This window comes from Mycobacterium sp. GA-1199 (assembly GCF_001500045.1).
GTDB lineage: Bacteria > Actinomycetota > Actinomycetes > Mycobacteriales > Mycobacteriaceae > Mycobacterium.
This window is the reverse complement of record NZ_LQIX01000054.1, coordinates 191,663-215,773: the sequence shown is the minus strand read 5'-3', so window position 1 is coordinate 215,773 and position 24,111 is coordinate 191,663. Positions and strand designations below refer to the sequence as shown.

General features: G+C 66.1%; 24 protein-coding genes. 10 read left to right on the top strand and 14 right to left on the bottom strand.

Translation table 11 applies throughout. The features are described 5' to 3' along the window. The first annotated feature begins 25 nt into the window (after window positions 1-25). On the top strand, window positions 26-1,441 hold the full coding sequence (gene hflX / locus AU198_RS23270; RefSeq protein WP_064350932.1) for a GTPase HflX: 1,416 nt from the start codon (window positions 26-28) through the stop codon (window positions 1,439-1,441). Window positions 1,442-1,513: 72 nt separating this feature from the next. On the opposite strand, the gene mbp1 is transcribed toward hflX, so the two are convergent. Both mbp1 and AU198_RS23260 read right to left on the bottom strand, forming a co-directional pair. After that, window positions 1,514-1,771 (bottom strand): microaggregate-binding protein 1, encoded by a 258-nt coding sequence (mbp1, locus tag AU198_RS23265; RefSeq protein ID WP_064350931.1) that lies wholly within the window; start codon window positions 1,769-1,771, stop codon window positions 1,514-1,516. A gap of 93 nt (window positions 1,772-1,864) precedes the next feature. Further along, window positions 1,865-4,150 (bottom strand): molybdopterin guanine dinucleotide-containing S/N-oxide reductase, encoded by a 2,286-nt coding sequence (locus AU198_RS23260; protein WP_064350930.1) that lies wholly within the window; start codon window positions 4,148-4,150, stop codon window positions 1,865-1,867. Window positions 4,151-4,556: 406 nt separating this feature from the next. On the opposite strand from AU198_RS23260, the gene AU198_RS23255 reads away from it, so the two are divergent. Continuing rightward, on the top strand, window positions 4,557-6,704 hold the full coding sequence (locus AU198_RS23255; protein WP_064350929.1) for an LGFP repeat-containing protein: 2,148 nt from the start codon (window positions 4,557-4,559) through the stop codon (window positions 6,702-6,704). Here the strand turns inward: AU198_RS23255 and lexA are convergent. After that, window positions 6,701-7,396 carry a transcriptional repressor LexA gene (gene lexA, locus AU198_RS23250; protein ID WP_064350928.1) on the bottom strand — a complete coding sequence of 232 codons (696 nt, stop codon included), beginning with the start codon at window positions 7,394-7,396 and terminating at the stop codon, window positions 6,701-6,703. The two genes, AU198_RS23255 and lexA, sit on opposite strands and share 4 nt — an antisense overlap. Before the next feature lie 208 nt (window positions 7,397-7,604). On the opposite strand from lexA, the gene AU198_RS23245 reads away from it, so the two are divergent. Together AU198_RS23245 and nrdR are read left to right on the top strand one after the other, a co-directional pair. Continuing rightward, window positions 7,605-8,060, top strand: coding sequence for a LysM peptidoglycan-binding domain-containing protein (locus AU198_RS23245; RefSeq protein ID WP_064350927.1), 456 nt, complete (start codon window positions 7,605-7,607; stop codon window positions 8,058-8,060). A 158-nt stretch (window positions 8,061-8,218) separates the two neighbouring features. Beyond that, window positions 8,219-8,689 carry a transcriptional regulator NrdR gene (gene nrdR, locus AU198_RS23240; RefSeq protein WP_064350988.1) on the top strand — a complete coding sequence of 157 codons (471 nt, stop codon included), beginning with the start codon at window positions 8,219-8,221 and terminating at the stop codon, window positions 8,687-8,689. Between the two features lie 21 nt (window positions 8,690-8,710). Here the strand turns inward: nrdR and AU198_RS23235 are convergent, their stop codons facing one another. The 4 genes from AU198_RS23235 to sthA form a co-directional block, all read right to left on the bottom strand. After that, a complete protein-coding gene (locus AU198_RS23235; protein ID WP_064350926.1) occupies window positions 8,711-9,397 on the bottom strand; it encodes a PhzF family phenazine biosynthesis protein in 687 nt (228 codons plus the stop codon). 55 nt (window positions 9,398-9,452) lie between these two features. Beyond that, window positions 9,453-10,475 carry an alpha/beta fold hydrolase gene (locus AU198_RS23230; protein ID WP_064350925.1) on the bottom strand — a complete coding sequence of 341 codons (1,023 nt, stop codon included), beginning with the start codon at window positions 10,473-10,475 and terminating at the stop codon, window positions 9,453-9,455. Between the two features lie 67 nt (window positions 10,476-10,542). After that, complete coding sequence (locus tag AU198_RS23225) at window positions 10,543-11,532, bottom strand: proteasome assembly chaperone family protein (protein ID WP_064350924.1); 990 nt, start codon at window positions 11,530-11,532, stop codon at window positions 10,543-10,545. 135 nt (window positions 11,533-11,667) lie between these two features. Beyond that, window positions 11,668-13,074: a Si-specific NAD(P)(+) transhydrogenase gene (sthA, locus tag AU198_RS23220; protein ID WP_156431731.1), complete on the bottom strand. Its 1,407-nt coding sequence runs from the start codon at window positions 13,072-13,074 to the stop codon at window positions 11,668-11,670. A gap of 162 nt (window positions 13,075-13,236) precedes the next feature. Between sthA and AU198_RS23215 the strand changes: the two genes are divergently transcribed. Then, the gene (locus AU198_RS23215) at window positions 13,237-14,277 is read left to right on the top strand and encodes a DUF4192 domain-containing protein (RefSeq protein ID WP_064350922.1); all 1,041 of its coding nucleotides are present in this window, start codon (window positions 13,237-13,239) and stop codon (window positions 14,275-14,277) included. 23 nt (window positions 14,278-14,300) lie between these two features. Here the strand turns inward: AU198_RS23215 and AU198_RS23210 are convergent, their stop codons facing one another. From AU198_RS23210 to AU198_RS23200, 3 genes are all read right to left on the bottom strand, one after another. Continuing rightward, a complete protein-coding gene (locus tag AU198_RS23210) occupies window positions 14,301-14,996 on the bottom strand; it encodes an iron-dependent transcriptional repressor DtxR (RefSeq protein ID WP_064350921.1) in 696 nt (231 codons plus the stop codon). 135 nt (window positions 14,997-15,131) lie between these two features. Continuing rightward, window positions 15,132-16,091 carry a sigma-70 family RNA polymerase sigma factor SigB gene (sigB, locus tag AU198_RS23205; RefSeq protein ID WP_064350920.1) on the bottom strand — a complete coding sequence of 320 codons (960 nt, stop codon included), beginning with the start codon at window positions 16,089-16,091 and terminating at the stop codon, window positions 15,132-15,134. A gap of 147 nt (window positions 16,092-16,238) precedes the next feature. Continuing rightward, window positions 16,239-16,640, bottom strand: coding sequence for a DUF3099 domain-containing protein (locus AU198_RS23200; protein ID WP_197416201.1), 402 nt, complete (start codon window positions 16,638-16,640; stop codon window positions 16,239-16,241). A 66-nt stretch (window positions 16,641-16,706) separates the two neighbouring features. Here AU198_RS23200 and AU198_RS23195 point away from each other — a divergent pair, with 66 nt between their 5' ends. Next, window positions 16,707-16,943 (top strand): DUF3039 domain-containing protein, encoded by a 237-nt coding sequence (locus AU198_RS23195; RefSeq protein WP_064350987.1) that lies wholly within the window; start codon window positions 16,707-16,709, stop codon window positions 16,941-16,943. Here the strand turns inward: AU198_RS23195 and AU198_RS23190 are convergent. Together AU198_RS23190 and AU198_RS23185 are read right to left on the bottom strand one after the other, a co-directional pair. Next, window positions 16,933-17,940, bottom strand: coding sequence for a YihY/virulence factor BrkB family protein (locus AU198_RS23190; RefSeq protein WP_064350918.1), 1,008 nt, complete (start codon window positions 17,938-17,940; stop codon window positions 16,933-16,935). The two genes, AU198_RS23195 and AU198_RS23190, sit on opposite strands and share 11 nt — an antisense overlap. Before the next feature lie 64 nt (window positions 17,941-18,004). Then, entirely contained in the window at window positions 18,005-18,199 is a 195-nt protein-coding gene (locus tag AU198_RS23185; protein WP_064350917.1) for a DUF7455 domain-containing protein, read from the bottom strand. Window positions 18,200-18,329: 130 nt separating this feature from the next. On the opposite strand from AU198_RS23185, the gene AU198_RS23180 reads away from it, so the two are divergent. Next, window positions 18,330-18,689 carry a DUF952 domain-containing protein gene (locus AU198_RS23180; RefSeq protein ID WP_064350916.1) on the top strand — a complete coding sequence of 120 codons (360 nt, stop codon included), beginning with the start codon at window positions 18,330-18,332 and terminating at the stop codon, window positions 18,687-18,689. A 93-nt stretch (window positions 18,690-18,782) separates the two neighbouring features. Beyond that, complete coding sequence (locus AU198_RS23175) at window positions 18,783-19,565, top strand: hypothetical protein (RefSeq protein WP_064350915.1); 783 nt, start codon at window positions 18,783-18,785, stop codon at window positions 19,563-19,565. Between the two features lie 10 nt (window positions 19,566-19,575). Here the strand turns inward: AU198_RS23175 and AU198_RS23170 are convergent, their stop codons facing one another. Then, window positions 19,576-20,682, bottom strand: coding sequence for a methyltransferase (locus tag AU198_RS23170; protein ID WP_064350914.1), 1,107 nt, complete (start codon window positions 20,680-20,682; stop codon window positions 19,576-19,578). A 194-nt stretch (window positions 20,683-20,876) separates the two neighbouring features. Between AU198_RS23170 and AU198_RS23165 the strand changes: the two genes are divergently transcribed. Together AU198_RS23165 and AU198_RS23160 are read left to right on the top strand one after the other, a co-directional pair. Next, window positions 20,877-21,359, top strand: coding sequence for a hypothetical protein (locus tag AU198_RS23165; protein WP_156431726.1), 483 nt, complete (start codon window positions 20,877-20,879; stop codon window positions 21,357-21,359). A gap of 290 nt (window positions 21,360-21,649) precedes the next feature. Next, complete coding sequence (locus AU198_RS23160; protein WP_064350912.1) at window positions 21,650-22,315, top strand: hypothetical protein; 666 nt, start codon at window positions 21,650-21,652, stop codon at window positions 22,313-22,315. Window positions 22,316-22,491: 176 nt separating this feature from the next. On the opposite strand, the gene AU198_RS23155 is transcribed toward AU198_RS23160, so the two are convergent. Beyond that, window positions 22,492-23,970 (bottom strand): RNA polymerase sigma factor, encoded by a 1,479-nt coding sequence (locus tag AU198_RS23155; protein ID WP_082691176.1) that lies wholly within the window; start codon window positions 23,968-23,970, stop codon window positions 22,492-22,494. Window positions 23,971-24,111: the final 141 nt, after the last annotated feature.

The following is a 24,111-nucleotide window of genomic DNA, read 5'->3' as shown; positions in this document are numbered from 1 at the left end:
TCTCCGTGCGAATCTCTATTCGCCTATGACGTATCCCGATCCTTCTACTCACAGCGCCCCGAGCGCGGGCGAGCTGGCGCTCGAAGACCGCACGGCGCTGCGCCGCGTGGCCGGTCTGTCCACCGAACTGACCGACGTCTCCGAGGTCGAGTACCGCCAGCTCCGCCTGGAACGGGTGGTGCTGGTCGGTGTCTGGACCGAAGGCAGTGCCGCCGACGCCGAGGCCAGCCTGGCCGAACTGGCCGCGCTCGCCGAAACCGCGGGTTCGGAAGTGCTCGAGGGTGTCATCCAGCGCCGCGACAAGCCGGACGCCTCCACCTACATCGGCTCGGGCAAGGCCGCCGAACTACGCGAGATCGTGCTCGCGACGGGTGCCGACACCGTCATCTGCGACGGCGAACTCAGCCCCGCCCAGCTGACAGCCCTGGAGAAGGCGGTCAAGGTCAAGGTCATCGACCGCACGGCCCTCATCCTCGACATCTTCGCCCAGCACGCGACCAGTCGGGAGGGCAAGGCGCAGGTCACCCTGGCGCAGATGGAGTACATGCTGCCCAGGTTGCGCGGTTGGGGCGAGTCGATGTCCCGCCAGGCCGGCGGCCGTGCCGGCGGCGCGGGTGGCGGTGTGGGCCTGCGCGGTCCGGGTGAAACCAAAATCGAGACCGACCGCCGGCGGATCCGCGAGCGGATGGCCAAGCTGCGCCGCGACATCAAGGACATGAAGAAGATCCGCGACACCCAGCGCAGCGGCAGGCGGCGCAGCGAGGTGCCGTCGGTCGCGATCGTGGGCTACACGAACGCCGGAAAATCCAGTCTGCTCAACGCGCTCACCGGTGCGGGCGTGCTGGTGGAGAACGCGTTGTTCGCGACCCTCGAACCGACAACGCGCCGAGGCGAATTCGCCGACGGCAGGCCATTTGTGCTGACCGACACTGTCGGGTTCGTTCGCCACCTGCCCACCCAGCTGGTGGAGGCCTTCCGCTCCACGCTGGAGGAGGTCGTCGACGCCGACCTGCTGGTGCACGTCGTCGACGGATCGGATGCGAACCCGCTCGCTCAGATCAACGCCGTGCGCACGGTGGTCAACGAGGTCATTGCCGACCACGATGGGGCCAGGGCACCGGAACTGTTGGTGGTCAACAAAATCGACGCCGCCGACGCTTTGACGTTGGCGCAGCTGCGTCGTGCCCTGCCCGATGCGGTGTTCGTCTCAGCGCGCACCGGTGACGGGTTGCAGCGCTTGCAGCAGCGGATGGCCGAGCTGATCACACCCACCGACGCGGTGGTCGACGTGACCATCCCCTATGAGCGTGGCGATCTGGTCAACCGCGTGCACGCCGAGGGGCGTGTCGATGCCACCGAGCACACCGCAGACGGAACGAGGATCAAGGCCCGGGTACCGGTTCCACTGGCGGCGGCGCTACGCGAGTACGCGACGTTCTGACAGGTCCGGAGGCCTGGGCGCACAGCAAAGAGGCGCAGGGGGTTGGATCCCTCCGCGCCTCTCGCTGAATGACTACCGGTCGTCGGAGGGCCGCTGCTCGGACTCCTGCCGCTTCTCGGCGGTCTTGGCCGCCGCACGCGCGCTTTCGGCCTCGGCTTCCTTCTGCGCGGCGTCGCGCTGAGCGTCGGCCTTGTCCTGCTGCGCCTTACCCTCGCGGTACAGGTCGTCGCGACCGGCGACGGCGCCTAGCACCTCTTTGGCCTTGCCCTTGGCGCCCTCGACGACACCCTTGATGGCCTCTTCGGGCCCACTGTTCTTGTTGTCGGACACTTGCGGCTTCCTCCTTGCCGATCGGGTCGGTGTGACCGTCCAATACCCGAAACGCGGTTTCGCTAATCGGACAACTTCTGGCGGTGAGGAGGCTCACAGCCGCTCGATCACCGGCGGCTCATGTGCGCGCACCGGGGGCAGGTCGCCGGTGTACTTCTGAACCTGCACCAGCACGTGCGCACCGGTGCAACCGCGCGCGAGCGAGGAGGTACCCACGTCGTCGGTCAGCACGTTCGGATTTCCGTGCGCGCACATCGAATCCGGATCGGCTGGATCGACGGGGTCGAACCAGGCGCCGGTCGACAATTGCACGACGTCGGGTCGCAGGCGATCGTCGATCACCAGTCCGGCCAGACACGCCCCGCGGTCGTTGAACACCCGCACCACGTCACCGTCGACGAGGCCGCGGTCGGCGGCGTCCCGCGGATGCATCCGGATGGGCTCGCGCCCTTGGACTTTCGACTTCTGGCTGACCGCTCCACCGTCCAGTTGACCGTGCAGCCGAGACGCCGGCTGGTTGGCCAGCAGGTGCAGCGGATAGTCGACCGCCCGTGGGCCGCCCAGCCATTCGGAGGGCTCATACCATTTCGGGTGCCCGGCACAGTCGGCGTAGTCGAAGCCGTCGATGTCGGTGGAAAGGATCTCGATCAAGCCACTCGGAGTGCCGAGTCGGTGGGTCACGGGATCGGCGCGGAAGTCGGCCAGCAGGGTGAGGCCGTCCTCGACAGGTAATCGCAGTCGCCCACGCCGCCAGAACTCGTCGAATGTGGGAACGGTGAAATCCAGTTCGGCTGCCCACTTGTCGTACAGATGGGCCAGCCACTGTCGCGGCGTACGATCCTCGGTGAACTGGTCGCCGAAGCCCAGCCGGTCGGCCAGCGCGGTGAAAGTCGCGTAGTCGTCGCGCGATTGGGCGAACGGTTCGGCGAGTTTGGGCATCGCCATCAGCATCGGGTCGTTGCGGGACCCTGAGTAGTCGTCGCGTTCGAACGACGTCGTCGACGGCACGACGATATCGGCGTGTTTGGCCATTGCGGTCCAATAGGGTTCGTGCACGACCAGGGTGTCGACACGACCGAGCGCCCGCCGCAACCGGGGGATGTTCTGGTGGTGGTGAAACGCGTTACCGCCCGCCCAGTACACCAATCTGATGTCGGGGAAGACAAGCCGTTGGCCGTTGTAGTCGAACGGGTCGCCGGGCCGCAACAGCAGATCGCTGATGGCGGCCACCGGAATGAATGTCCGCACCGGGTTGATCCCCTGTGGCAGCCTTGGCAATCCGCACTTCAGCGGTGCCAGGCCGGGTTCGTTCATCGAGCCGTAGCCGTGCCCGAATCCACCGCCCGCAACGCCGATCTGCCCGAGCATGGCGGCCAGCGTCAAGCCCATCCACGGCGCCTGTTCACCGTGTCGCGTTCGTTGCAACGACCAGCTGACCGTGACGATCGTGCGGTGCTGCGACATTCGCCGGGCCAAGCCGATCAGGTCGTCGGCGGGTATGCCGGAGATCGCCGACGCCCACCGAGGGTTTTTCGGCACCCCGTCCTCGGCTCCGAGGAGATAGCGCTCGAAGCGTTCAAAGCCGGTGCAGTATGTGCTCAGGAAGTTTCGGTCGGCGAGTCCCTCTGTGGCGAGCACATAGGCGAGCGCGAGCATGATCGCCACATCGGTGCCGGGCACCGGCGCGAACCATTCGCAGTCACCGTCGACGTCGTCGCGCAGAGGGGAGAACGACACGATCTGTCCGCCGCGCGCTCGATAACGGCGCAGCGCATCTCGGGCCGGATGCGCGGTGGTCCCACCGTGATTGATCGCGGTGTTCTTCAGCGCCAGCCCACCGAAGCACACGAGAAGTTCGGTGTGCTCGACGATGACCTCCCATGAGGTGGACCGCTTGAACAGGTCGTCGTGGGTTCCGACGACGCGCGGCATGATCACTCCCGTTGCGCCGAGGCTGTAGGAGTGACGGGAAAAGGTGTAGCCGCCAAGGAGATTCAGAAAGCGGTGCACCTGGCTCTGGGCGTGATGGAAACGCCCTGCGCTCGACCAGCCGTAGGAACCGCCGAAAATGGCCGAGTTACCGTGCGCGTCGACGACACGACGCAGCTCGTCGGCGAGCAGGTCGGTCAACTGGTCCCATGTCACGGCAATGAATTCGTCGTTACCGCGCCGGGTGGTCGGCCCCGGCCCGTCGCGCAACCAGCCGCGGCGTACGACGGGCGTCGCTATCCGTGACCGGTGTCGAAGGGATCCCGGCAGATTGCCGAGCAGCGGTGACGGGTCCGCGTCGCCTTCGAACGGGCTGACCGCGACGATGTCACCGTCTTGCATGTCGGCGGCGAAAGCCCCCCAGTGCGTCAGGCTGACCGGGCCGGGCATGGCGTCAGTCTAGGTGTGGACGCAGCCGGCCCGGTCGGGCCAACCGCCCCGGCCGCCCTCGGATAGCGAATGGCAATTCGGCCACATTCGCGAGCACGGGCCGTTGATCACACAAGACATTGCCTGGTAGCTACCAATATTTGTGCAAATGCGTCGTGTATGGCCGCCATTCCCCACTCACGCGTGCAAACTCATTGCTGTGCTGCCAACGGGACCGCGATGGCAAATAGCGGGGAGGCGGTCACGATTAATCGAGCGGCACGGCGGGGTTATCCACAGCGAATGGAGTATCGGAAGGTATTTTCATCCGAAGATCGGCGTGTTCGTTGGTTATTGGCGTCTGACGACAGATAGAGGACGGGTGCGAAAAACTCGAGCGAAATTTCGTACCGACCCGGGAGGTCGAATGATCGGGCAGAACAGCCGGGGCACCACGGTGTTGGGCCGGATGGCGATCGGCCTGCTCGTGGGCGCCGTCGCCCTACTACTACCGCCGGTGGCCAGCGCCTCCCCGGAATCCGATGCCGCCAATGCCGCGATCAGCGCGGCCTGGGACGGCAGCGGCGGTGACGGCGGCCCATTGGGCCCCAGGCAGGGCGATGTGTACCCGGTGGGGGACGGCTTCGCGCAGAACTTCGCCGGCGGCAAGATCTTCTTCACGCCCGATACCGGGGCTCACATCATGCGGGGCGCGATCCTGGAGAAGTACGAATCGCTCGGTGGCCCGGCCGACAGTGACCTCGGATTCCCGACCATGGACGACGGACCCGGGCGGGCGCCGGGCAGCTTCAACGTCACGTTCAGCGCCAACGACAAGCCGGTGATCTTCTGGACGCAGGACACCGGCGCGCGCGTGGTCCGGGGAGCGATCAACGCGGCATGGGACAAGTTGGGCGGCTCCACCGGATCCCTCGGTGTGCCCTCCGACGACGAAACCTACCGCGGCGATCTGATCACGCAGAAGTTCACCGGCGGCGAGATCACCTACAACACCCGCGACAAGCAGTTCACCACCGTGCCGCCCGATCTGGCCGGGCAGTTGGCGGACTTGCAGATCCCTGGCGATGCGACCTCGGCGATCAACGGGGCGCGCCGCGCCGCCGGAGGCCCGCTGGGTCCCCTCGGCGCCGCCGAAGGGCCGCCGTACCCGATAGGAAAAGACGGCCTCGCCCAGAACTTCGCCGGAGGCAAGATCTTCTACAGCCCCGCCACAGGCGCGCGGGTGGTCACCGGTCAGGTCTTGGCCAAGTACGAAAGTCTCGGCGGGCCCGAGGGCGATCTCGGGTTCCCGATTGCCAGCGAGACGGACGGCGGGCTGCCCACCGCGAGCCGGATGTCGCGCTTTGCCGCCGACGACAAACCGGTGATCTTCTGGACGCCGGACCACGGCGCGGTGCTGGTTCGCGGCGCGATGAGCGCGGCGTGGGACAAGCTCGACGGCGCCGAGGGCACGCTCGGCGCACCGATGGCCGACCAGTCCGAAAAGGGTGACGTCACCACGCAGCGATTCACCGGCGGCGTGGTCAACTGGAATCGGTCAACCGGTGAGTTCAGCACCGAGCCGCCCAATCTCGCGACCGAGTTGGCCGGTCTTGAGGTGCCTGCCGAGCAGAGCCCCGATACGCCCGGCACCCCGGGCGCCTCGGACTCGGGTGGTGACGGCAGCTGGTTCACCTTCAGCTGGTGGTGGTTGCTCGCGATCGTGCCGGTGCTCATCCTGGTGGGTCTGGTGGCGTTCGCGGCCCTGCGCAACCGGCGTCGGAGCGACGTCGATCGTCCCGGCCCCGTCGATGACCATTACGACGACTCGTACGGCGCCGAGGCCGAACAGGCCTACAGCACCCTCGGTTCGGGTGCACAGGCATCGAGCGGCGGCGATCCCTCAGCGGCGATGTTCGGCGACCGGTACGCCACTGAGGGTTTGGGCGCGCTGTCTACGACGGGGGAGCCGGGGTCGACGTCATCGGCCAATCCGTGGGAGGCGCCTTCATCGGGCTTCGCCGACGCCTCCGACACATCGGCATTCGGTGTGGCCGAGGAGAATCCGGACAATGTCGACACCGCACCGACACGGATACCGAGCTCTACAGAGGCCGGGATCGCCGCGGGGCGTCTGGCCGCCGGCGCCGGTGAGACGGCCGACGAGCAAGACAGCGCGCTCGAGGAGCACGACGCGCTGCTCGAGGAGCGTGACGCCGACGAGCCCTGGACGCCCGACGAGCGCGACGCGACGTTCGAGGAACCTGACGCGGCGTTCGAGGAACGCCACGTACCCGCCGAGCCGGCGGAACACGAACCCCCGCAACGGGATCCGCTGACCGACACGGGCCGGCACGCCAAGATCGTCATCGACGAGCCGGAAGTGCCCAGCCCCGCATTCCGCCTACCGTTCGGCGACTCCGCGCAGGCACCCGAGGGCTACCCGATCAAGGCCGACACCCAGTCAGGCCTCTATTGGCTTCCCACCTCGGCCGACTACCACGAGGTGCAAGCCGAAATCTGGTTCTCCAGTGAGGAATTCGCTCGAACGAACGGATTCGTCCGGGCCGATTAGATCTTCCGTATGACGGTGACGACCTTGCCCAGCACTGCGGCGTCGTTACCGGGGATCGGATCGAAGGCCGGGTTGTGCGGCATCAACCACACCTGTCCGCGCGTCCGTTTGAACGTTTTCACTGTGGCTTCGCCATCGATCATCGCGGCCACGATGTCACCGTTGTCGGCGACGTTCTGCTGACGCACGACCACCCAGTCGCCATCGCAGATCGCGGCGTCGACCATCGAGTCACCGACGACCTTGAGCAGGAACAGCGAGCCCTCGCCGACCAGTTCGCGCGGCAGCGGGAAGACGTCCTCGACGGCCTCCTCGGCAAGGATCGGCCCGCCGGCGGCGATGCGCCCGAGCACGGGCACGAATGTCGGCTCCGGTAGGGCATCGGAGCCGGCTACATCGGTGGCGACGATGGGAGTCACGTGGTCGTCGGCGCCGCGTACGTCCACCGCGCGCGGCCGGTTGGGGTCACGCCGCAGGTAGCCCTTGCGCTCCAGCGTGCGCAGTTGGTGCGCGACCGAGGAGGTGGAGGTCAAACCGACCGCATCGCCGATCTCCCTGATGCTCGGCGGATAGCCACGATTGGTGACCGATGCGCGGATCACGTCGAGGATGGTGCGCTGACGTTCGGTGAGACCGGAGTCCACGGATCTGGCCCCGCCTGTGCTGTCTGGAATGTCGCTGCTGGAGTCCATGCCGCCGAATGTAACCCGCGGCACACGATTAATCAAACATGTGTTCGAGGGCGTGTCGTGGCGAGCTGCTCCGAAATCGCGCATCGATTTTCTGTCGGTGCCCTGTCCTATCGTTTCACAACAGTTCGATCACACGTTCTATCTTTCGAACACCTGATCGACTATCTTCGAACACAAGAGCGAAAGCAGCGGATCGGAAGGCAGGCAGATGACCGTTCTCGACACCCACGAATTCCAGGCCTCGCGCGTGGTCAGGACCGATATCCGGCCTGCGGCCACCCGCCGGCGGCACCCCGCGGCGACCCGTCCGGGCGGGGCGGCGGTGCGTTACCGCGGAAGCGGGGTGCTGATGTCGCGCGCATCGCACCGGCGGCGACCGATCACACCCGCCACCACTGTGCTCCTGTCCTTGGTCGCGGCGGGAATCACGATGTGGCTCGGCCTGGTCGCGCAGTTCGGCGGCGTCGTGGGCACCACCTCCACCGCGGTGCCGGACCGCCTCGCGGTGGTCCAGGTTCAGTCCGGCGAAAGCCTGCAACAGGTGGCCATGCGGGTGGCCCCCGATGCGCCCGTGGGCCAGGTGATGGATCGAATCAGCGAGCTCAACCAGCTGGACTCGGCGGCCCTGGACGCCGGGCAGACGCTGATCGCGCCGGTCGGCTGACGCCCACCAGCGACCAAACAGATTGCTACGCAGAGATGTTCACCGACAGGTCTGCGGACTATGTGCCGTTCAGCCCGGTGCTGGGCTTTCGCAACCCGCCGCGGGTACGCTCGGAGGGGTTCGAGTTGGTCATCTGTTGGCGCGGCAAAGGAGCGGTGATGCATTGTCCGTTCTGCCGTCACCCGGATTCGCGTGTGGTCGACTCGCGTGAGACCGACGAGGGCCAGGCGATCCGGCGACGGCGTTCATGCCCGGAGTGTGGGCGTCGGTTCACCACGGTCGAGACCGCCATCCTGGCCGTCGTCAAGCGCAGCGGTGTCACCGAGCCGTTCAGCCGCGAAAAGGTCATCAAGGGAGTGCGGCGGGCGTGCCAAGGCAGCCAGGTCGACGAGGATGCGCTGAACCTGCTGGCCCAGCAGGTCGAGGACACCGTCCGCGCCGCCGGATCGCCCGAGATCCCCAGCCACGAAGTGGGACTCGCTATCCTGGGGCCGCTACGCGATCTCGACGAGGTGGCCTACCTGCGCTTCGCCTCGGTGTATCGCGGATTCACCTCCGCCGAGGATTTCGAGCGGGAGATCGAGGCGCTGCGGGCGCATCGGAATTCGCCGCAACCGACCGCCAGCTGACCGGCCGGTTGAAGGTCTCATTCAGTCGATCTGCTTGATGCCGTCGTTGACGACGCGGCCGGCGACACGCACCCAGCCCTCGGCGCTCCACTCGGTGTAGATGTGCGAGCCCTTGCCCTGCACGATTGTCAGGTCCCGGCTGAGGTAGTCGGTGATCCGCACGGCGGCGGCGCCGGTGGCCTCGTCTTCGGGCACACCGAGATCGGTGGCGAACATCCGTGACCGCACTTCGCCCTTGTCCCGGTCGATCCACGTCCACAGGTAGTGATTGATGTCGTCGGGGTAATCCGACGGGTCGAGCGCCAGGAGTTCGTCGACGGAGCCGATGTCGTGGATGGCGAATTCGGGTGCCCACTCCGCGCGGGCCCGAACGGAGGTCAGGCCGTCGTCGTGGCCGATCTGCACGATGCCTGCGGGAACCCGCAACGTGTGGACGGGAGCGCCCTGCTCGCGAAGCCACCACGCGGCGCCGACGGTGGGGTGTCCCGCGAAGGGCAGCTCGACGACCGGAGTATGGATACGCGCCAGCGCCGTGCTCGTACCGGGGGCGGGGAGATCGACGAAAATGGTTTCGCTGTAACCCAATTGGGCGGCTATCCGTTGGCGATCGTCGGGGTCCACGGTGCTGGCGTCGACAACACCGAGGGGGTTTCCGTGATTGCCGTCAGGGTCGGCGAAGACTCGCAACACCGTCACATCGATGGCCATGGGCCCGATGCTACTTCGTATTCGCGTGCCGTTGGCCGGGTCGCGTGCCCTAAACTCAGGTGGCGCTGCGCTCGTCGGTTCCCATCGCGTCGAGCACTGCAACCCGGGTGTCGGCCGATCCGGAGATCGTGCCTTCGGTGATCCCCGCCCGCAGCAGTCCGCGCAGGTATTCCTGGTCGTAGACCGCCGGTTCGGTGCTGTCGATGAACTTCTCCACCACTTCGACGAAACGCTCCGGGTCGTCGTGGAACGGGAAATGACCGGAGCCGTCGAAGATTTCCAACTGCGATCCCGGCATCGCGGCGTGGGCCATCCGGGCGTGGCTGGCGGGGATCACGGCGTCGCAGCTACCCCAGATCAGCTGAACCGGAACCGACTGCGTCAGATAGCAGCGGTCCAGCATGGTGACCACCTGACCGCGCCAATCGACGACAGCGCGCAGCGTACGGGCGAACGCCGACGACGCGGTCGGTTCGGGCAGGTCGTTGAGGATGCGCAACACCTGTGGCAGGTCGCGACCGAGGCCGGTCGAGCCGAACACGCCGCCGGCGACACGTCCCACCGCCTGCACCGTCGGCAGCACGAACGGCAACCGCAGCAGCACCAGCGCCTCACTGCCCATCGGCAGGGAGGCGAAGCGCAGCGCGATGTTGACGTCCTTGGTGACCCCGCCGGCGCCGACCAGGATGAGCCGGTCGACCAACTGCGGGAATTGATACGCGAACTGCATGGCCACCCCGCCGCCGAGCGAATGACCGATCACCGTGACGTGGTCGATGTCCAGGACGCTGAGCAGATCGCGCATGCCATTGGCATAGGCGGCGACCGAATAGTCGGCACGGGGTTTGTCGGATTTGCCGTGGCCCAACAGGTCCGGTGCGATCACGGTGAATCGCTGCGCGAGTTTCGACTGAACTGTTTCCCACGTGGTGGAGTTGTCGCCGATTCCGTGGATCAGCAGGATCGCAGGACCCGAGCCGGCCACCCGGTATGCGCGCCGGTAACCGTGGATGGTGCGGAACTGCAGGACGGGTGTCAGGTCCCGTACGGGGCGAAGGTTCGGCTTTCGCGGCGGCATTGCGTCAACTTAGCGGCCCGTCGGGCACCGCGCCCCTCGAGTCGCCCGCTGACCGGGCGACTCACCGTCATCCGGCGTCGTCGCCGTCGTCGAATCGGTCCTTCGACTTCTTCTCGGCCTGCTGGGCCAGGAACCGCTCGAACTCGGCGCCGAGTTCCTCGCCGCTGGGCAGGTCCTCGTCGCTGGCGAGTAGGGACCGGTTCTCCTGGGCCGCCATGTAGGCGTCGTACTGGCGTTCCAGCGCCGCGACCACCTGCGCCACCTCGGGGCTCTGCTCGACCTGCTCGTTGATCTTGGTCAACACCTCGGCACCGGCCGTGACCAGCGCCTCGAGCGGGATCTCCAGAGAAGCGTTCCGGGCCACCTCGGCCAACAACGCCTCAGCCGCCGCGGGATAGTCGGTTTGGGCCAGATAGTGCGGGACGTGGACGGTGAAGCCGACCACCTCGTGTCCGTGCTGCGACATCCGGAACTCCAGCAGGTTCGACGCGCTTGCGGGAACCTGAACCTCGCCGATCCACGGTTGGTGTTCGGCGATGAGTTCCTTGTCGCTCGAGTGCGCAGTCATCGTGATGGGCCGCGTGTGCGGCACCGCCATGGGGATGGTGCCCAGCCCCACCACGCGGCGTACGTCGAGCCGTTCGGCCAGAAGCCGGACCGCGGTGATGAACCGCTCCCAGCGCAGATCTGGTTCCAGGCCCGCGAGAAGCAGGAACGGGGTGCCGACACTGTCGCGCATCGCGTACAGGCTGAGCTCTGGATCCTCGTAGTGGGTGAAATGGTCGGTCTTGAACGTCATCAACGGGCGCCGGGACCGGTAGTCCAGCAGCTCGTCGATCGCGAACGACGCCACCAACTCGGTGTCCAGCGTGTCCTTCAGATGCTGGGCGGCCAACCGAATCGCGTGGCCGGCGTCGGAGAAGCCTTGGAGGGCGTGGATCAGCACCGGACCCCGGCCGTCCTTGGACGACAGTTGGGGCGCGGGGAACTCCAACTCGTACATGCCTGAGTGTTCCGGCTGGTAGTGCTGTTCCGGATTACCGGCGTTGTCAGCCATGAGCCTCGCCTCCTTGCGGTGGTGCCAGACCGTTAACGTCTTCGTACAGTGACAACTAGTCTCGCGCACGTTGCGTTCCCGCTGGCGGGCATCCCATGCGCAACGCCTTGATAACGCTTGCCGGGGCCCGGTCGGCTAGGCGCGAAACTGGTTGAGCGCCCGCAGCTTGTTCATCACGTCCAGCGCCGCGACCTTGTAGGCCTCCGAGAAGGTGGGGTAGTTGAACACGGCGTCGACAAGGTAGTCGATCGTTCCCCCGCAGCCCATCACGGCCTGGCCGATGTGCACCATCTCGGTCGCGCTGGTGCCGAAGATGTGCACGCCCAGCAAGCGCAGATCGTCGGTCGACACCAGCAGTTTGAGCATGCCGTACGAGTCCCCGGCGATCTGGCCCCTGGCCAACTCGCGATAGCGCGAGACCCCGACCTCGTAGGGGACCGCGTCGCGGGTCAACTCGACCTCCGTGGCGCCGACGTAGGACACCTCCGGGATCGAGTAGATGCCGATCGGCTGAATCTCGGTGATGCCCTGGGTCGGCTCCCCGAAGGCGTAGTAGGCCGCCAGCCGGCCCTGTTCCATCGAGGTGGCCGCCAGTGCCGGAAATCCGATCACGTCGCCGACGGCGTAGATGTGGTCGACCTTGGTCTGGAACTGGTCGTCAACGAAGATGCGGCCACGGCTGTCGGTCTCCAGCCCCGCGTTCGCCAAATCGAGGTGGTCGGTCTGTCCCTGCCGCCCGGCGGAGTACATGACCGTCTCGGCGGGGATCTGCTTACCGCTGGCCAGTGTGGTCACCGTGCCTGCGGACCCGACGTCGACCGCGGTCACCTCCTCGCCGAACCGGAACGTCACGGCAAGGTCGCGCAGGTGGAACTTCAACGACTCGACGATCTCCGGATCGCAAAAGTCCAACATCGTGTCGCGCTTCTCGACGACGGTGACCTTCGTGCCGAGTGCCGCGAACATCGAGGCATATTCGATCCCGATCACCCCAGCGCCCACCACGACCATCGACGAGGGCAGCGACTTGAGATCGAGGATCCCGTCGGAGTCGAGCACGCGCTCCTCGTCGAACTCGACACCCGCGGGGCGGGCCGGTTTGGTGCCCGTGGCGATCACGATGTAGTCGCCGCTGACCATGGTGCGCTCACCCCGGGTGGGCTCCTCGACCAGCACGGTGTGCGCGTCGATGAACCTGCCGTGGCCCTGGATGAGGTCGATGCGGTTGCGCATCAACTGAGAGCGGACGACGTCCTGCTCCTTGCCGATGACGTGGCTCGTGCGCGCCAGCAGGTCGGCGGGCGTGATTTTTTCCTTGACCCGGTAGCTGGCGCCGTAAAGCTCGCGCTGGCTCATGCCGGTGAGGTAGACGACCGCCTCCCGCAGCGTCTTGGAGGGGATGGTCCCGGTGTTCACGCAAACGCCACCGAGCATGCGTCCCCGCTCGACGACCGCGACCGTCTTCCCGAGCTTCGCCGCGGCGATCGCCGCTTTCTGCCCGCCTGGTCCCGAACCGATGACCACGAGGTCGTACTCGAGCATGGAAGCCATGGCAACAAGATGTACGCCGGTTGGGCGAGTTCCGCACGCCGACTGGCTTATCCGAAGCTGAATTCATCCCCAAGCCGGAATTCATCCACAGCGGCGGGGGTCGCGACCGACGACAGGCGACCGCCGTCCGAGTCGACGGGAAGGGTCGGCCCCATGACGACCTCACCTTCACCCGATTTCCGCCTCGACCGTCCGGCGGTGCTGATCGCCGCCCTGCCCGCCGTTCTGGGCTTCGTTCCGGAGAAATCCCTCGTGCTCGTGACTGTGGACCGCGGCGCGATGGGATGCGTTATGCGGGTGGACCTCTCCGACGAGCTGACCGACTCGGTCGAGCACGTCGCCGACGTCGCCGCGGCGGCGCGACCGGACTCGGCGATCGCCGTCGTCGTCGACGAGGACGGTGCGGGCTGTCGTCTGTGCAACGACGAATACCGCGAGCTGGCCGCCATGCTGGCGTCGGCCCTGGCCGACCGGGGGATCGAACTGCTTGCCGCCCATGTCGTCGACCGGATCGTGGCCGGCGGGCGGTGGCATTGCGCCGATGGGTGCGGCGCCTCGGGGACCGTGGACGACCCGTCGGCGTCGCCGCTCGCGATGGCCGCCGTGCTGGACGGGCGCCGGCTCTATGCCCGGCGCACCGAACTCCAGGACGTCATCGCGGTCACCGATCCCGTCCGCGCGCAAGCGTTGGCCGGCCTCATTGAGGACGCGCAGGCAGGTCGCTCGGAGGCCGAGGCGCGCAGTGAGATCGAGGCCGTGATCGCGGCGGCCGCGCGGGCGTCTGCGGGTGAGGACCTGCCCGATGAGACGGTGACCGGGATCGCGGCGGCACTGACCGATCTGCAGGTGCGCGACACGCTGTACGCGCTCGCGGTGGGTGAGTGCGCGGCAGACGCCGAGTCGTTGTGGGCGGAGTTGTCGCGGCGGCTCCCGGAGCCGTGGCGGGCCGAAGCGCTGGTGTTGTTGGCGTTCTCGGCCTATGCCCGCGGCGACGGTCCGCTGGCCGGGGTGTCACTGGAAGCAGCGCTGCGCTGCGACGCTACCCATCGGATGGCCCGCATGCTCGACACCGCGCTGCAGTCGGGTCTGCGGCCGGAGCAGATTCGGGAGCTGGCCGCGACGGGCTACCGGTTGGCCGACCAGTTGGGAGTCCGGCTACCGCCCAGGCAGGCCTTCGGACGGCGGGCCGGTTGAGGGCCCCGCACCGGCTCGGGCGGTCATACCTTCTCGACCTTCACGGCGTGCGCCATCTGGTGGGGCAGTTCGACCTGTTCGTGGCCGGGGATCACGATCATCACCCCGCCGTGGTCGTTGATCTGCACGGTCACACGGGCGTTGGGCACCACACCAGCATCCTTGAGCCTGCTGATCAGGTCGGCGTCACCCTGCACGTGCTCGGTCAGCTGCCGCACCACCACGGCGACGGGCATTCCGGCGGGTAGTTCGGTCAGCCGAACGAGGTTCAACCGGTCGCCTTCCGACGACGTGCTGATCAGGCCCAGCTCCGAGAGGCCGGGGATCGGGTTCCCGAACGGCGAGGTGGTCGGGTTGTTCAGCACCTGGACAAGCCGGCGCTCGACGTCCTCGCTCATCACGTGTTCCCAGCGGCAGGCCTCGGCGTGCACTTCCTCCCAGGGCAGGCCGATGACGTCGACGAGCAGCCTTTCGGCGAGGCGGTGCTTGCGCATGACGGCGACGGCGAGGGCGCGGCCCTTCTCGGTCAGCTCGAGGTGGCGATCGCCTGCGACATGGAGCAGGCCGTCGCGCTCCATCCGGGACACCGTCTGGCTGACGGTGGGACCGCTTTGATCGAGACGCTCTGCGATGCGGGCACGCAAGGGCACCACGCCCTCTTCCTCGAGGTCGTAGATCGTCCGCAGGTACATCTCCGTGGTGTCGACCAGATCATTCATTGCGCTAACCCTCCGTCAAAGGCCGAGTCTACCGGCTGAAGGGCCTGAACTGCGTTGTTACGTCTGCGACACCGGCACACCGTGATACGACACGATCCCCGCCGGTCGAAGCGGCGGGGATCGTCGTCGGGGCAATCAGCTGGCGTACGAGCGGAGGCGATCGGCACGTTCGCCGTTGCGGAGCTTGGCCATGACCTCGCGCTCGATCTGGCGCACCCGCTCGCGGGAGAGCCCGAACAGCTTGCCGATCTGGTCGAGGGTGCGGGGCTGACCGTCGTCGAGGCCGAACCGCAACCGGATCACCTGCTGTTCGCGCTCGTCGAGCGTGGCGAGCACGTGCCGGATGTCGGTGTGCAGCAGTTCGGAGATCACCGCGTTCTCGGCCGACATCGCCTCGGCGTCCTCGATGAAGTCGCCCAGCGGCGCTTCCTCGTCGCTACCCACCGGCATGTCGAGGCTCACCGGGTCGCGGCTGTGCTCGAGCAGATCGGTGATCTTCTCCACCGGGATTCCGGACTCGGCCGCCAGTTCATCATCGGTGGCTTCACGGCCGAGGTTCTGGTGCATCTCACGCTTGATCCGAGCCAGCTTGTTGACCTGCTCGACGAGGTGCACCGGAAGCCGGATCGTGCGGCTCTGGTCGGCCATGCCGCGGGTGATCGCCTGGCGGATCCACCACGTGGCGTACGTCGAGAACTTGAATCCCTTGGCGTAGTCGAACTTTTCCATCGCCCGGATCAGGCCGAGGTTGCCTTCCTGGATCAGGTCGAGCAGTGGCATCCCGCGGCCGGTGTAGCGCTTCGCCAGCGAGACGACCAGGCGCAGGTTGGCTTCGAGAAGGTGGCGCCGCGCGGCTTCACCGTCGCGGACCACGGCGGCAAGATCACGTTTGCGGTTCTCGCCCAAGCGCTTCCGCGTCTCGAGCAGGTGCTTGGCGTATAGCCCGGCCTCGATGCGCTTTGCGAGTTCCACCTCATCGGCGGCGTTGAGCAAGGCAGTCTTGCCAATACCATTGAGATACACGCGTACGAGGTCAGCCGCTGGACTCTGGGCGTCCAGGTCCTGGTCGACGCGGATGGTGCTGGCATTTGCCATGACGGCCTCCTGATCAAGTCGAACTGTCATGAGCTACAACGCCCACGAGGTCCAAAGAGTTCCCAGCCATTGACTGGTTCACACCTTCTGATCAGCGGTTTCTCGGAGCCGACCTGAGAATGTCCTTAGAAAAGGGATAGAAGCGTCTCAGCTGGGAACATCACCGTTCGAGCCTCGCTCTCCGGGTTGCGGCGGTGCCACCGTGCGGCGCTCGAGCGCCGGCCGTTCGGCGGTCGGGACCTCGGAGGAGTGACGGCGGTTGTCGTAGCGACGCGGCTCTTCCGGACGCCGCGGCGGGCGGTCGTTGGCGATGAGCACGGCGATCCACGGCAACGGAATCGAGCCGACGAGAATCGCCAATGAGATCAGGCCGTTGTGCCAGATGCCGTAAGCGATCGCGGCCAGTACGAGGGCCGGAATACGAAACGACATGAGCGTCAAGTACTTGCGAACCCGTTGGCGGTGCTGTTCCTCGTAGGCGGGGGCGGCGCGAGTGATCAGGACGGGCCGGCCGTCGTCGTCGAAACTCAGCTCGGGGCTTTGTTTCATACTTTCACTGTCCCACATTGTGGCTCCGCTGTACGGGTCGGTTTTCTTACGGGCAAAATGGGTGTCATGCAAACCCAGACGATCGAGCGCACCGACACCGACGAACGCGTCGACGACGGGACTGACAGCGATACCCCGAAGTTCTTCCACTATGTCAAGAAGGACAAGATTGCCGAGAGCGCGGTGATGGGCACCCACGTCGTCGCGCTGTGCGGCGAGGTGTTCCCGGTGACGAAGTCGGCCAAGCCCGGATCGCCGGTGTGCCCGGAGTGCAAGCGCATCTACGAGAAGCTCAAGAAGTAGCCCGGTCGGTCGCCGCTCCCGCCGGGGACGCCGGAGCGGCTGCCGGTGCTCCCTCGGCAACGACGCCGTTGATTGAGTCGGCTTTTCCCCTCAACCACCACTGGAAACGCTTGGCGTGTGTGTCGGCCGCCGGCCATTCCTCCTGAATCGCGGCGTTGAGTTCGGCGCCGATCATGATCGCGAAGCCGAGGAAGAACGCGAACAGCAAGAAGGCGATCGGCGTCGCCAACGCGCCGTAGGTGTAGCCGGTTGCGGTGATCCACGTCAGGTAGAAGCGCAGCCCGAACGTCGCCAACAGGAACACCAGAGTGGCCAGGATCGAGCCCAGCAGCAACCGGTGCGACGGCAATGGCTTGGGCAGCGAGACCCGGTAGAGCAGGTTGACGGACACGATCAGCGCCAGAATCAGCACCGGGTAGTAGCCGAACCGCAGAACGTGGTCCCAGCTGTCCGGTATGTACGTCGCGATCTTTCGCGGCCCCAACGCGATGAACGGCGCCGCGAGGATCGCACCGATCAACATCACCACGTAGAGGCCGAGCGCGTAGAACCGCTGACGGACCGGGTGGCGCAGCGGGGTCTGGCCGTGCGCCTCGGTGATCGAATCCACGAACGCCGAGATGGCCGATGACCCGGCCCACAGCGAGATCACGAACCCCAGCGAGACGACTTCACCGCGGGCGCCCTTGACGATGTCGCGGACCGTCGGCTCGATGATCTCGCTCACCACGTTCGTGGAGAAGAACCTCGCGGCGGTGTCGATGATCTGGTTCTCGATCATCGGAAGCGTGTCGGGGCCGAACAGCGGCGCGATGTAGGCCAGGCTGCCGAGCATCCCCAACAGCAGGGGCGGAAGCGACAACGCCGACCAGAACGCCGCCTGCGCGGACTCCGAGAAGATCGAGTCGTCCCAGCTCTTGGACAACGTGCGCCCCACGATGTGGCGAATGTGGTGGCGCGACGGCTTCGTCGGCAGCGGCCGGGGCTGGTCACTCATGACCAGTCCAGCATTACTGACGCAAGGTGCTCGTGCCCAGAGCGGCTGTCCGCCGTGTCGGGTGCTATGCCTCCACCGGGCTCACTTCGAGCACGGCCGCCAGCTCGATCAGCTTGGCCTCGTGCTCATTGGCGTGGTGCTGGCAGAAGAGCAACTCCGCTCCCGACGGGAGCTTCGCGCGAACTCGTGCCGCGGCGCCGCAACGATCGCAGCGGTCAGCCCGGGTCAATGGGGGACTGGTGAGCGTTGCGTTCGTCATTGCGGACCTCCGTACTGTCGCGTGCATCTACTGTCTCAGACGTTTTGGGTTTCGGCGTTGTTCCCAAAGGCTCTACCGGTGTGTCGTGTCTCACCGTTACCTCGAGTTGCCGGCGCGGCAGGCTGGCTATATGAGCCCGCCGCCCACCGTACTGGTCCACCTGTGTAGCAAAGACGATTGGAAGTCTGCTCAAGCACGCGGCGAGCATCGCCCCGCTTCGTTGATCGCGAGCGGCTTCGTGCATCTGTCGACACCCGAGCAGGTGCACCTACCGGCCAACCGGCTGTACGCCGGTCGTACCGACCTGGTACTGCTCCACATCGACGCCGCACGACTGTCCTCTCCGGTTCGCTGGGAACCCGGGCTGCCCGCTGATCCCGTGGGGATGGAGTTCCCACATCTCTACGGCCCTTTGCCAGTCGAAGCTGTGATCCGCGTCACGTCTTACCGGCCGGGCTCCGAGGGTCGGTTCGCTCCGTTGGCGCCCTGACCCTCGCCTCGGAGGCCACGTTGCGCCGCTCTCGCATCGCATCAAACTAGATCGCTTCCACCGGCCGGAGGGGCCTACGTACACTTACAAATCGTGGGCATTTTGTTAGGTCTCGCACCGTGGATCGTCTACTGGGTGCTCGTCGGCAACGTTGCGTTCACCATCGCGGCGCTGATCGCTCTTGCGGTCGCGCTTGCCGCATTCGCACTGGGGCAGGTTCGCGGCGGGCCCGGGCGCATACTCGAAATAGGCGCGCTGGCAACGTTTCTGGTTTTGGCGGTGCTCACATTCGCGCTTGACGAAACGTTCTCGGCACGGTGGATGCTGCCACTGAGCAACGCAGGCATCTTCCTCGTTGCACTCGCCGGCGCGATGATCGGCAAGCCGTTCGTGCGGGAGTTCGCCGAAGCCGGCCAGCAACCCCACGTCGTCAAGAGCGATCTGTTCGCGCGCGTCACCTCACAGCTGACGTGGATCTGGGTGGCGGTGTTCGGCGGTACGACGCTGTCGTCGGTGATCCCGCCGATCGTCGACCGCGACGCGACGATTCGTGACACCGAGTCGCCACTGTCGTTCATCTGCTACTGGGTCATCCCGTCCGTGTTGTTGGCGGGCGCGGCGTTCGCCACGCGGGTGCTGCCGGACCGCATCGCAGCCGGAGCGGATGACATCGTGCGCAAGACGTCGTTCGTCGCATTCGCCGAAGCCGAGATCGACCAGTTGATGTACCTGGCCACCGAGCACGCCAACCGAGAGGTCGGCCCGGGCAAGGAGGCCTACGACATCAAGATCGGAAGCAAGGGCATTCCGTTGACCGGCGACGAGACGCGCGAATCGTGGCCTTCGACGTACAAGGTGCGCGACAAGAAGCGGTGACCTGCCCGGCCTAGATTGGCGAGGCTTCCACGATCGAGATCGGGGTGACGGTGTCGATGACGCGGTCGAGGCGGAAGCCCGCGTTGCGCAGCAGTTTCGTGTAATCGGCGCGGGTACGTTCCCTGCCGCCCACCGTGACGAGCATCTCCAGGTCGAGCTGGAAGCCGATGAACTGCGTAGCCCGTTGCGGCAGAACCATTTCCAACAGGAGCAGCTTGCCGTGAGGTGCGATCGCGGTGCGGATGTTGCGCAGAATCGTCAACGACGTGGCGTCGTCCCAGTCGTGAATGATGTTCTTCATCACATAGGCGTCACCGCCTTCGGGCACCCTGTCCAGGAATGAACCGCCTTCGGCCGTGCAGCGTTCTGCCACTCCCGCGGCCGTGGACGTGAACGCGGCGTCCGTGATGACCGACGGCAGGTCGTAGACGATGCCACGGGCATCCGGCGCGCGCTTCAGAATCGTCGAGAGCAGCAGGCCGTGCCCGCCTCCGACGTCGACGATCAGCTTGAAGGTGCTGAAATCGTATTGACTGAGCGCGATTTCGTTGGTGATACCACTCGTCGCGGTCATCGCTTTGTTGAACACCTGGGCCAGCTCGGGGTCGGTCTCCAGGTAGTCGAAGTACGGCATGCCGCGCAGCTTGATGACCGACGGTTCACCGGTCTGCACCGAGTGCAGCAGGTTGCCCCAGTCCTCCCAGCGGGCCGGGTGCCCGATGAACAGCACCATGTCGCGCATCGACTCCGGGTGGTCGGCGCGCAAGGTTTGGCCGACCTTCGTCAGGCTGAAGGTGTCGTCGCGCTGATGCTCGAGAAGGCCCTTGGACGTCAGTGCCCGCATCAGCCGGTACAGGGCGTCCGCGTCGGCCCCTACCCGGTCGGCGATGTCGGCGGCGCACGCCGGTCCCTTCGCGAGTTCGTCGGCGACGCCGAGTTTCGCGGCGACGTACATCGTCTGCGTCGTCCATGCGCCGGTGGCCGTCTCGAGAATCGCGACGCTTGGGGGCACCGTCGAGCGAAGGACATGTTGCAGGGCCGCGCGCAGTCGGTCGAGAACGCGGACCACGGGCATCGGCGGCACCTTCGCGGGCTTGTTCGGCACGGCGCGGAACATTACAGGCGATATCGCCTGTTTGCCGCCCAGCGGCTGGACGGCGGCGCGGCGTGTCTCCGACAGTCGTCTTTGTACACGCTCGCCGCGAATCACGCCGGACAGCACGACGCGCGGCGTTGCTTGAAAATCGAGTCGGCAGTGGTCCCTCGCGAGGCATACTGCCTAAGACGCGAGCCGGACACGAAGGAGCGCCAATGGGAAGCAGGGGGGTGACCGCGGCGGCGTCTGTCCTCGCGGCAGGCATGGTCGCGGTGGGATTCGCGGCTCCCGCGAAAGGCACGGATCAAATCACGGCGAATGCGCTCGGCACCTACGAAGCCGCCTACGAATGGGGCCCGACGACGTGGGTCGTCACGCCTTGTGAAGGCGATGCGTTTCAGTGCGTGCGCGTCACCGAATACGGCGCGGGTGACGCCGAGCGAAAGTCGCCAGGATGGAGCGCGAACGCCTATTGGCAGGTCGGCTGGTGGATCATGCGGGACGTCCCAACACCCGATGCGATCACGTGCGAGGACGGCTCGCAGCACGATCTGCCCATGAATTACGCCTGGGATGCCGCAAACGGCAAGGGCGTGCGCTCCTACTACGAACCAGGGATATGCGGTGACGTCTACAACGGCGCCAACGAGTTCGAGCTGAGCAGGGTTGGGCCGCCGCCGCCACCGCCACCGCTGTAGGCGCTTATCGGGACAGCCGCGCACCAGAGGGCGGTAAGCGCTGTGCCCATGGTGGGGTCAACGCACATCGCCGTGAGCATCGGATGCTCTGATTTCCCTGACTGACAAGATGTTTCGCCACCGCCGCGTCCTGCCCGGTGTTTGGTCCGTCACCATGTGCCGGTGACGGGCCGAACCCGTCTTCGTGCGGTCGCGACACATCTGCGGGCGCATTGAGAATCCGTTGAGTACGTCGACCGATTCTCTATCTCGACCACAGACACGCTGTGGCTCCGAGAGAAGGAAGTCCAATGACCAATACCCTGTCCACCAAGCCCGCCACGACCATCACCACCGTCGGCGCGATCAAGAAGCTCGCCACCGCTGCCGTCATCGCGGGGGCCCTGGGTCTTGCCGCGCTCGGCGTGGCAGGTGCCGCGTCCGCAGCACCTGCCGATCACTCTGGGTCGACGAACTCCACATCGGCCTCTGAGCAGCACGCCGAGTCGACACCGTCGGCGCAGCACGCCGAGACCGTGCCTTCGGCGCAGCACGCCGAGACCGTGCCGCCGGTGCAGCACGCGGAGACATCAGCCCCTGAGCAGAACGGCGTACCGGCTCCTTCGAGTGGCGACGCCGAGGTTCATGCCCACTTGATTCCGGGTGTGACGTTGGTACCGCCGGCCGCTGATAACACCGAGGTCCACGGTCACCTCATTCCCGGTGTCGAGCTGGAGCCGCCGCTCGCTGATGACTCCCAGGTCGTCAACGCTCACTTGATTCCCGGTGTCAAGCTCGAGCCGCCGGCCGCTGGCGACAACCATGTCCAGGGCAACATGGTTCCGGAGTTGCTGCAGAGTCCGTCCCAAACCGCCACGTCCCACCCGGCTCTGGGCGAGTACGTCCCCTTCCCCGGTCCTTCCCCCGATATGGACCCCAACTGCGGCCCGGGCTGCCAGGAGGTGATTCACGAATGACGGTTGGCGTTTAGGAAGTTGGTTGGGTGAGGGCAGGTGTTCCACAGGGAACACCTGCCCTTTCCTTGATCTCAGCTCGGACACCGAGGCCGCATGGATTACCGCGGGCAGTCGGCTCCGACTGCTGATTCCGAAGTTCCCCAACGCGATGACCGCAAGGCCAATCGGCGTGTTGCCTAGTCCAGGTAGTCGCGCAGAACTTGAGAACGGCTTGGGTGGCGCAACTTTGACATGGTCTTCGATTCGATCTGGCGGATGCGCTCGCGCGTCACTCCGTACACCTGACCGATCTCGTCGAGCGTGCGCGGCTGACCATCGGTGAGCCCGAACCGCAGCCGCACCACGCCGGCTTCACGCTCGGACAGCGTTTCCAGTACCGACTGCAGCTGATCCTGCAGCAGCGTGAACGACACCGCGTCCACGGCCACCACGGCCTCGGAATCCTCGATGAAGTCGCCCAGCTGCGAATCGCCCTCGTCGCCGATGGTCTGGTCCAGCGAGATCGGTTCGCGCGCGTACTGCTGGATCTCCAGCACCTTCTCCGGCGTGATGTCCATCTCCTTGGCCAGCTCCTCCGGAGTGGGCTCGCGACCCAAGTCCTGGAGCAGCTCACGCTGGATACGGCCGAGCTTGTTGATCACCTCGACCATGTGCACGGGGATGCGGATGGTGCGGGCCTGGTCGGCCATCGCGCGGGTGATCGCCTGGCGGATCCACCAGGTGGCATAGGTGGAGAACTTGTAGCCCTTGGTGTAATCGAACTTCTCGACGGCGCGGATCAGACCCAGGTTGCCTTCCTGGATGAGGTCCAAAAACGCCATGCCGCGACCCGTGTAGCGCTTGGCCAGCGACACCACCAGACGCAAGTTCGCTTCCAGCAGATGGTTTTTCGCACGGTCGCCGTCACGACAGATCCACATCATGTCGCGGCGTTGCGCGGCGGGCAGCTTCTCGCCCTTCTCGGCGAGCTCGGCCATCAACTGGGTCGCGTACAACCCGGCCTCGATGCGCTTGGCGAGCTCGACCTCTTCTTCGGCGTTGAGCAGGGCTACCTTGCCGATCTGCTTGAGGTAGGCACGCACCGAGTCGGCCGACGCGGTCAGTTCGGCGTCCTTGCGGGCCTGTCGAAGCGCCTCGGATTCCTCTTCGTCCCAGACGAAGTCGCCGGATGCCTTGTCCTTCTCCGACGGCTCGGCGATCTCGTCGTCCTCCGTGGCGGCGTCGGCTTCCGCGGCGGGCGCGTCGCCTTCGGCGGCTTCCGCACTGTCCTCGGTGGCTTCGTCGTCGACCTCGAGATCCTCCAGGTCGATGTCGGCTTCCTCTACCGCGAGATCCTCGCCGGGCTCGGCTTCGATGTCGTCGCTCTCGAGGTCGTCGGCCTCGGCGTCGACCTTGGTGGTTTCGGGCTCAGCCGCGGTGGCCTTCTTGGCGCGACCGCGGGGCGCGGCGGTCTTGGCGGCCTTCGACGCCTTCGCTGGTGCCTTGCCTGCGGTGCTCGCCTTGGCGGCGGCCTTGGTGGTGCGGGACTTGGCCGCCTTCTTGGCCGGTGCCGTCCCGTTGGCCGACTTCGCCGCGGTCTTCTTGGCGGGGGCGGTCTTGGTAGCGGTGCGCTTCACCGGCTCATCGGTTGCCGGGCTTGCTTTTGTCGCTGCCACGTACACCCTTTCCTTGTGCTACCTCATCACGGGCAGGGTAAGCCCCATCGATGAGCGTCGGCTGTCGAATATTGGCGGTTGATAATCGTCGCTATCCAGGCTGCGGCCGCCGTCGACCATTGTAACGACAGTGTGGGATAA

Excerpts from the sequence above, each read along its gene's own strand:
- AU198_RS23170 (WP_064350914.1), bottom strand. The coding sequence starts at position 20,682 with ATGTTCCGCGCCGTGCCGAACAAGCCCGCGAAGGTGCCGCCGATGCCC.
- AU198_RS23180 (WP_064350916.1), top strand. The coding sequence starts at position 18,330 with ATGAGCCCGCCGCCCACCGTACTGGTCCACCTGTGTAGCAAAGACGAT.
- AU198_RS23255 (WP_064350929.1), top strand. The coding sequence starts at position 4,557 with ATGATCGGGCAGAACAGCCGGGGCACCACGGTGTTGGGCCGGATGGCG.
- sthA (WP_156431731.1), bottom strand. The coding sequence starts at position 13,074 with ATGCTCGAGTACGACCTCGTGGTCATCGGTTCGGGACCAGGCGGGCAG.
- AU198_RS23185 (WP_064350917.1), bottom strand. The coding sequence starts at position 18,199 with ATGACGAACGCAACGCTCACCAGTCCCCCATTGACCCGGGCTGACCGC.
- lexA (WP_064350928.1), bottom strand. The coding sequence starts at position 7,396 with ATGGACTCCAGCAGCGACATTCCAGACAGCACAGGCGGGGCCAGATCC.
- AU198_RS23210 (WP_064350921.1), bottom strand. The coding sequence starts at position 14,996 with ATGAATGATCTGGTCGACACCACGGAGATGTACCTGCGGACGATCTAC.
- AU198_RS23230 (WP_064350925.1), bottom strand. The coding sequence starts at position 10,475 with ATGCCGCCGCGAAAGCCGAACCTTCGCCCCGTACGGGACCTGACACCC.
- AU198_RS23165 (WP_156431726.1), top strand. The coding sequence starts at position 20,877 with ATGGGAAGCAGGGGGGTGACCGCGGCGGCGTCTGTCCTCGCGGCAGGC.
- AU198_RS23215 (WP_064350922.1), top strand. The coding sequence starts at position 13,237 with ATGACGACCTCACCTTCACCCGATTTCCGCCTCGACCGTCCGGCGGTG.
- AU198_RS23245 (WP_064350927.1), top strand. The coding sequence starts at position 7,605 with ATGACCGTTCTCGACACCCACGAATTCCAGGCCTCGCGCGTGGTCAGG.
- AU198_RS23195 (WP_064350987.1), top strand. The coding sequence starts at position 16,707 with ATGCAAACCCAGACGATCGAGCGCACCGACACCGACGAACGCGTCGAC.
- hflX (WP_064350932.1), top strand. The coding sequence starts at position 26 with ATGACGTATCCCGATCCTTCTACTCACAGCGCCCCGAGCGCGGGCGAG.
- sigB (WP_064350920.1), bottom strand. The coding sequence starts at position 16,091 with ATGGCAAATGCCAGCACCATCCGCGTCGACCAGGACCTGGACGCCCAG.
- nrdR (WP_064350988.1), top strand. The coding sequence starts at position 8,219 with ATGCATTGTCCGTTCTGCCGTCACCCGGATTCGCGTGTGGTCGACTCG.
- AU198_RS23190 (WP_064350918.1), bottom strand. The coding sequence starts at position 17,940 with ATGAGTGACCAGCCCCGGCCGCTGCCGACGAAGCCGTCGCGCCACCAC.
- AU198_RS23235 (WP_064350926.1), bottom strand. The coding sequence starts at position 9,397 with ATGGCCATCGATGTGACGGTGTTGCGAGTCTTCGCCGACCCTGACGGC.
- AU198_RS23160 (WP_064350912.1), top strand. The coding sequence starts at position 21,650 with ATGACCAATACCCTGTCCACCAAGCCCGCCACGACCATCACCACCGTC.
- AU198_RS23225 (WP_064350924.1), bottom strand. The coding sequence starts at position 11,532 with ATGGCTGACAACGCCGGTAATCCGGAACAGCACTACCAGCCGGAACAC.
- AU198_RS23260 (WP_064350930.1), bottom strand. The coding sequence starts at position 4,150 with ATGCCCGGCCCGGTCAGCCTGACGCACTGGGGGGCTTTCGCCGCCGAC.
- AU198_RS23200 (WP_197416201.1), bottom strand. The coding sequence starts at position 16,640 with ATGAAACAAAGCCCCGAGCTGAGTTTCGACGACGACGGCCGGCCCGTC.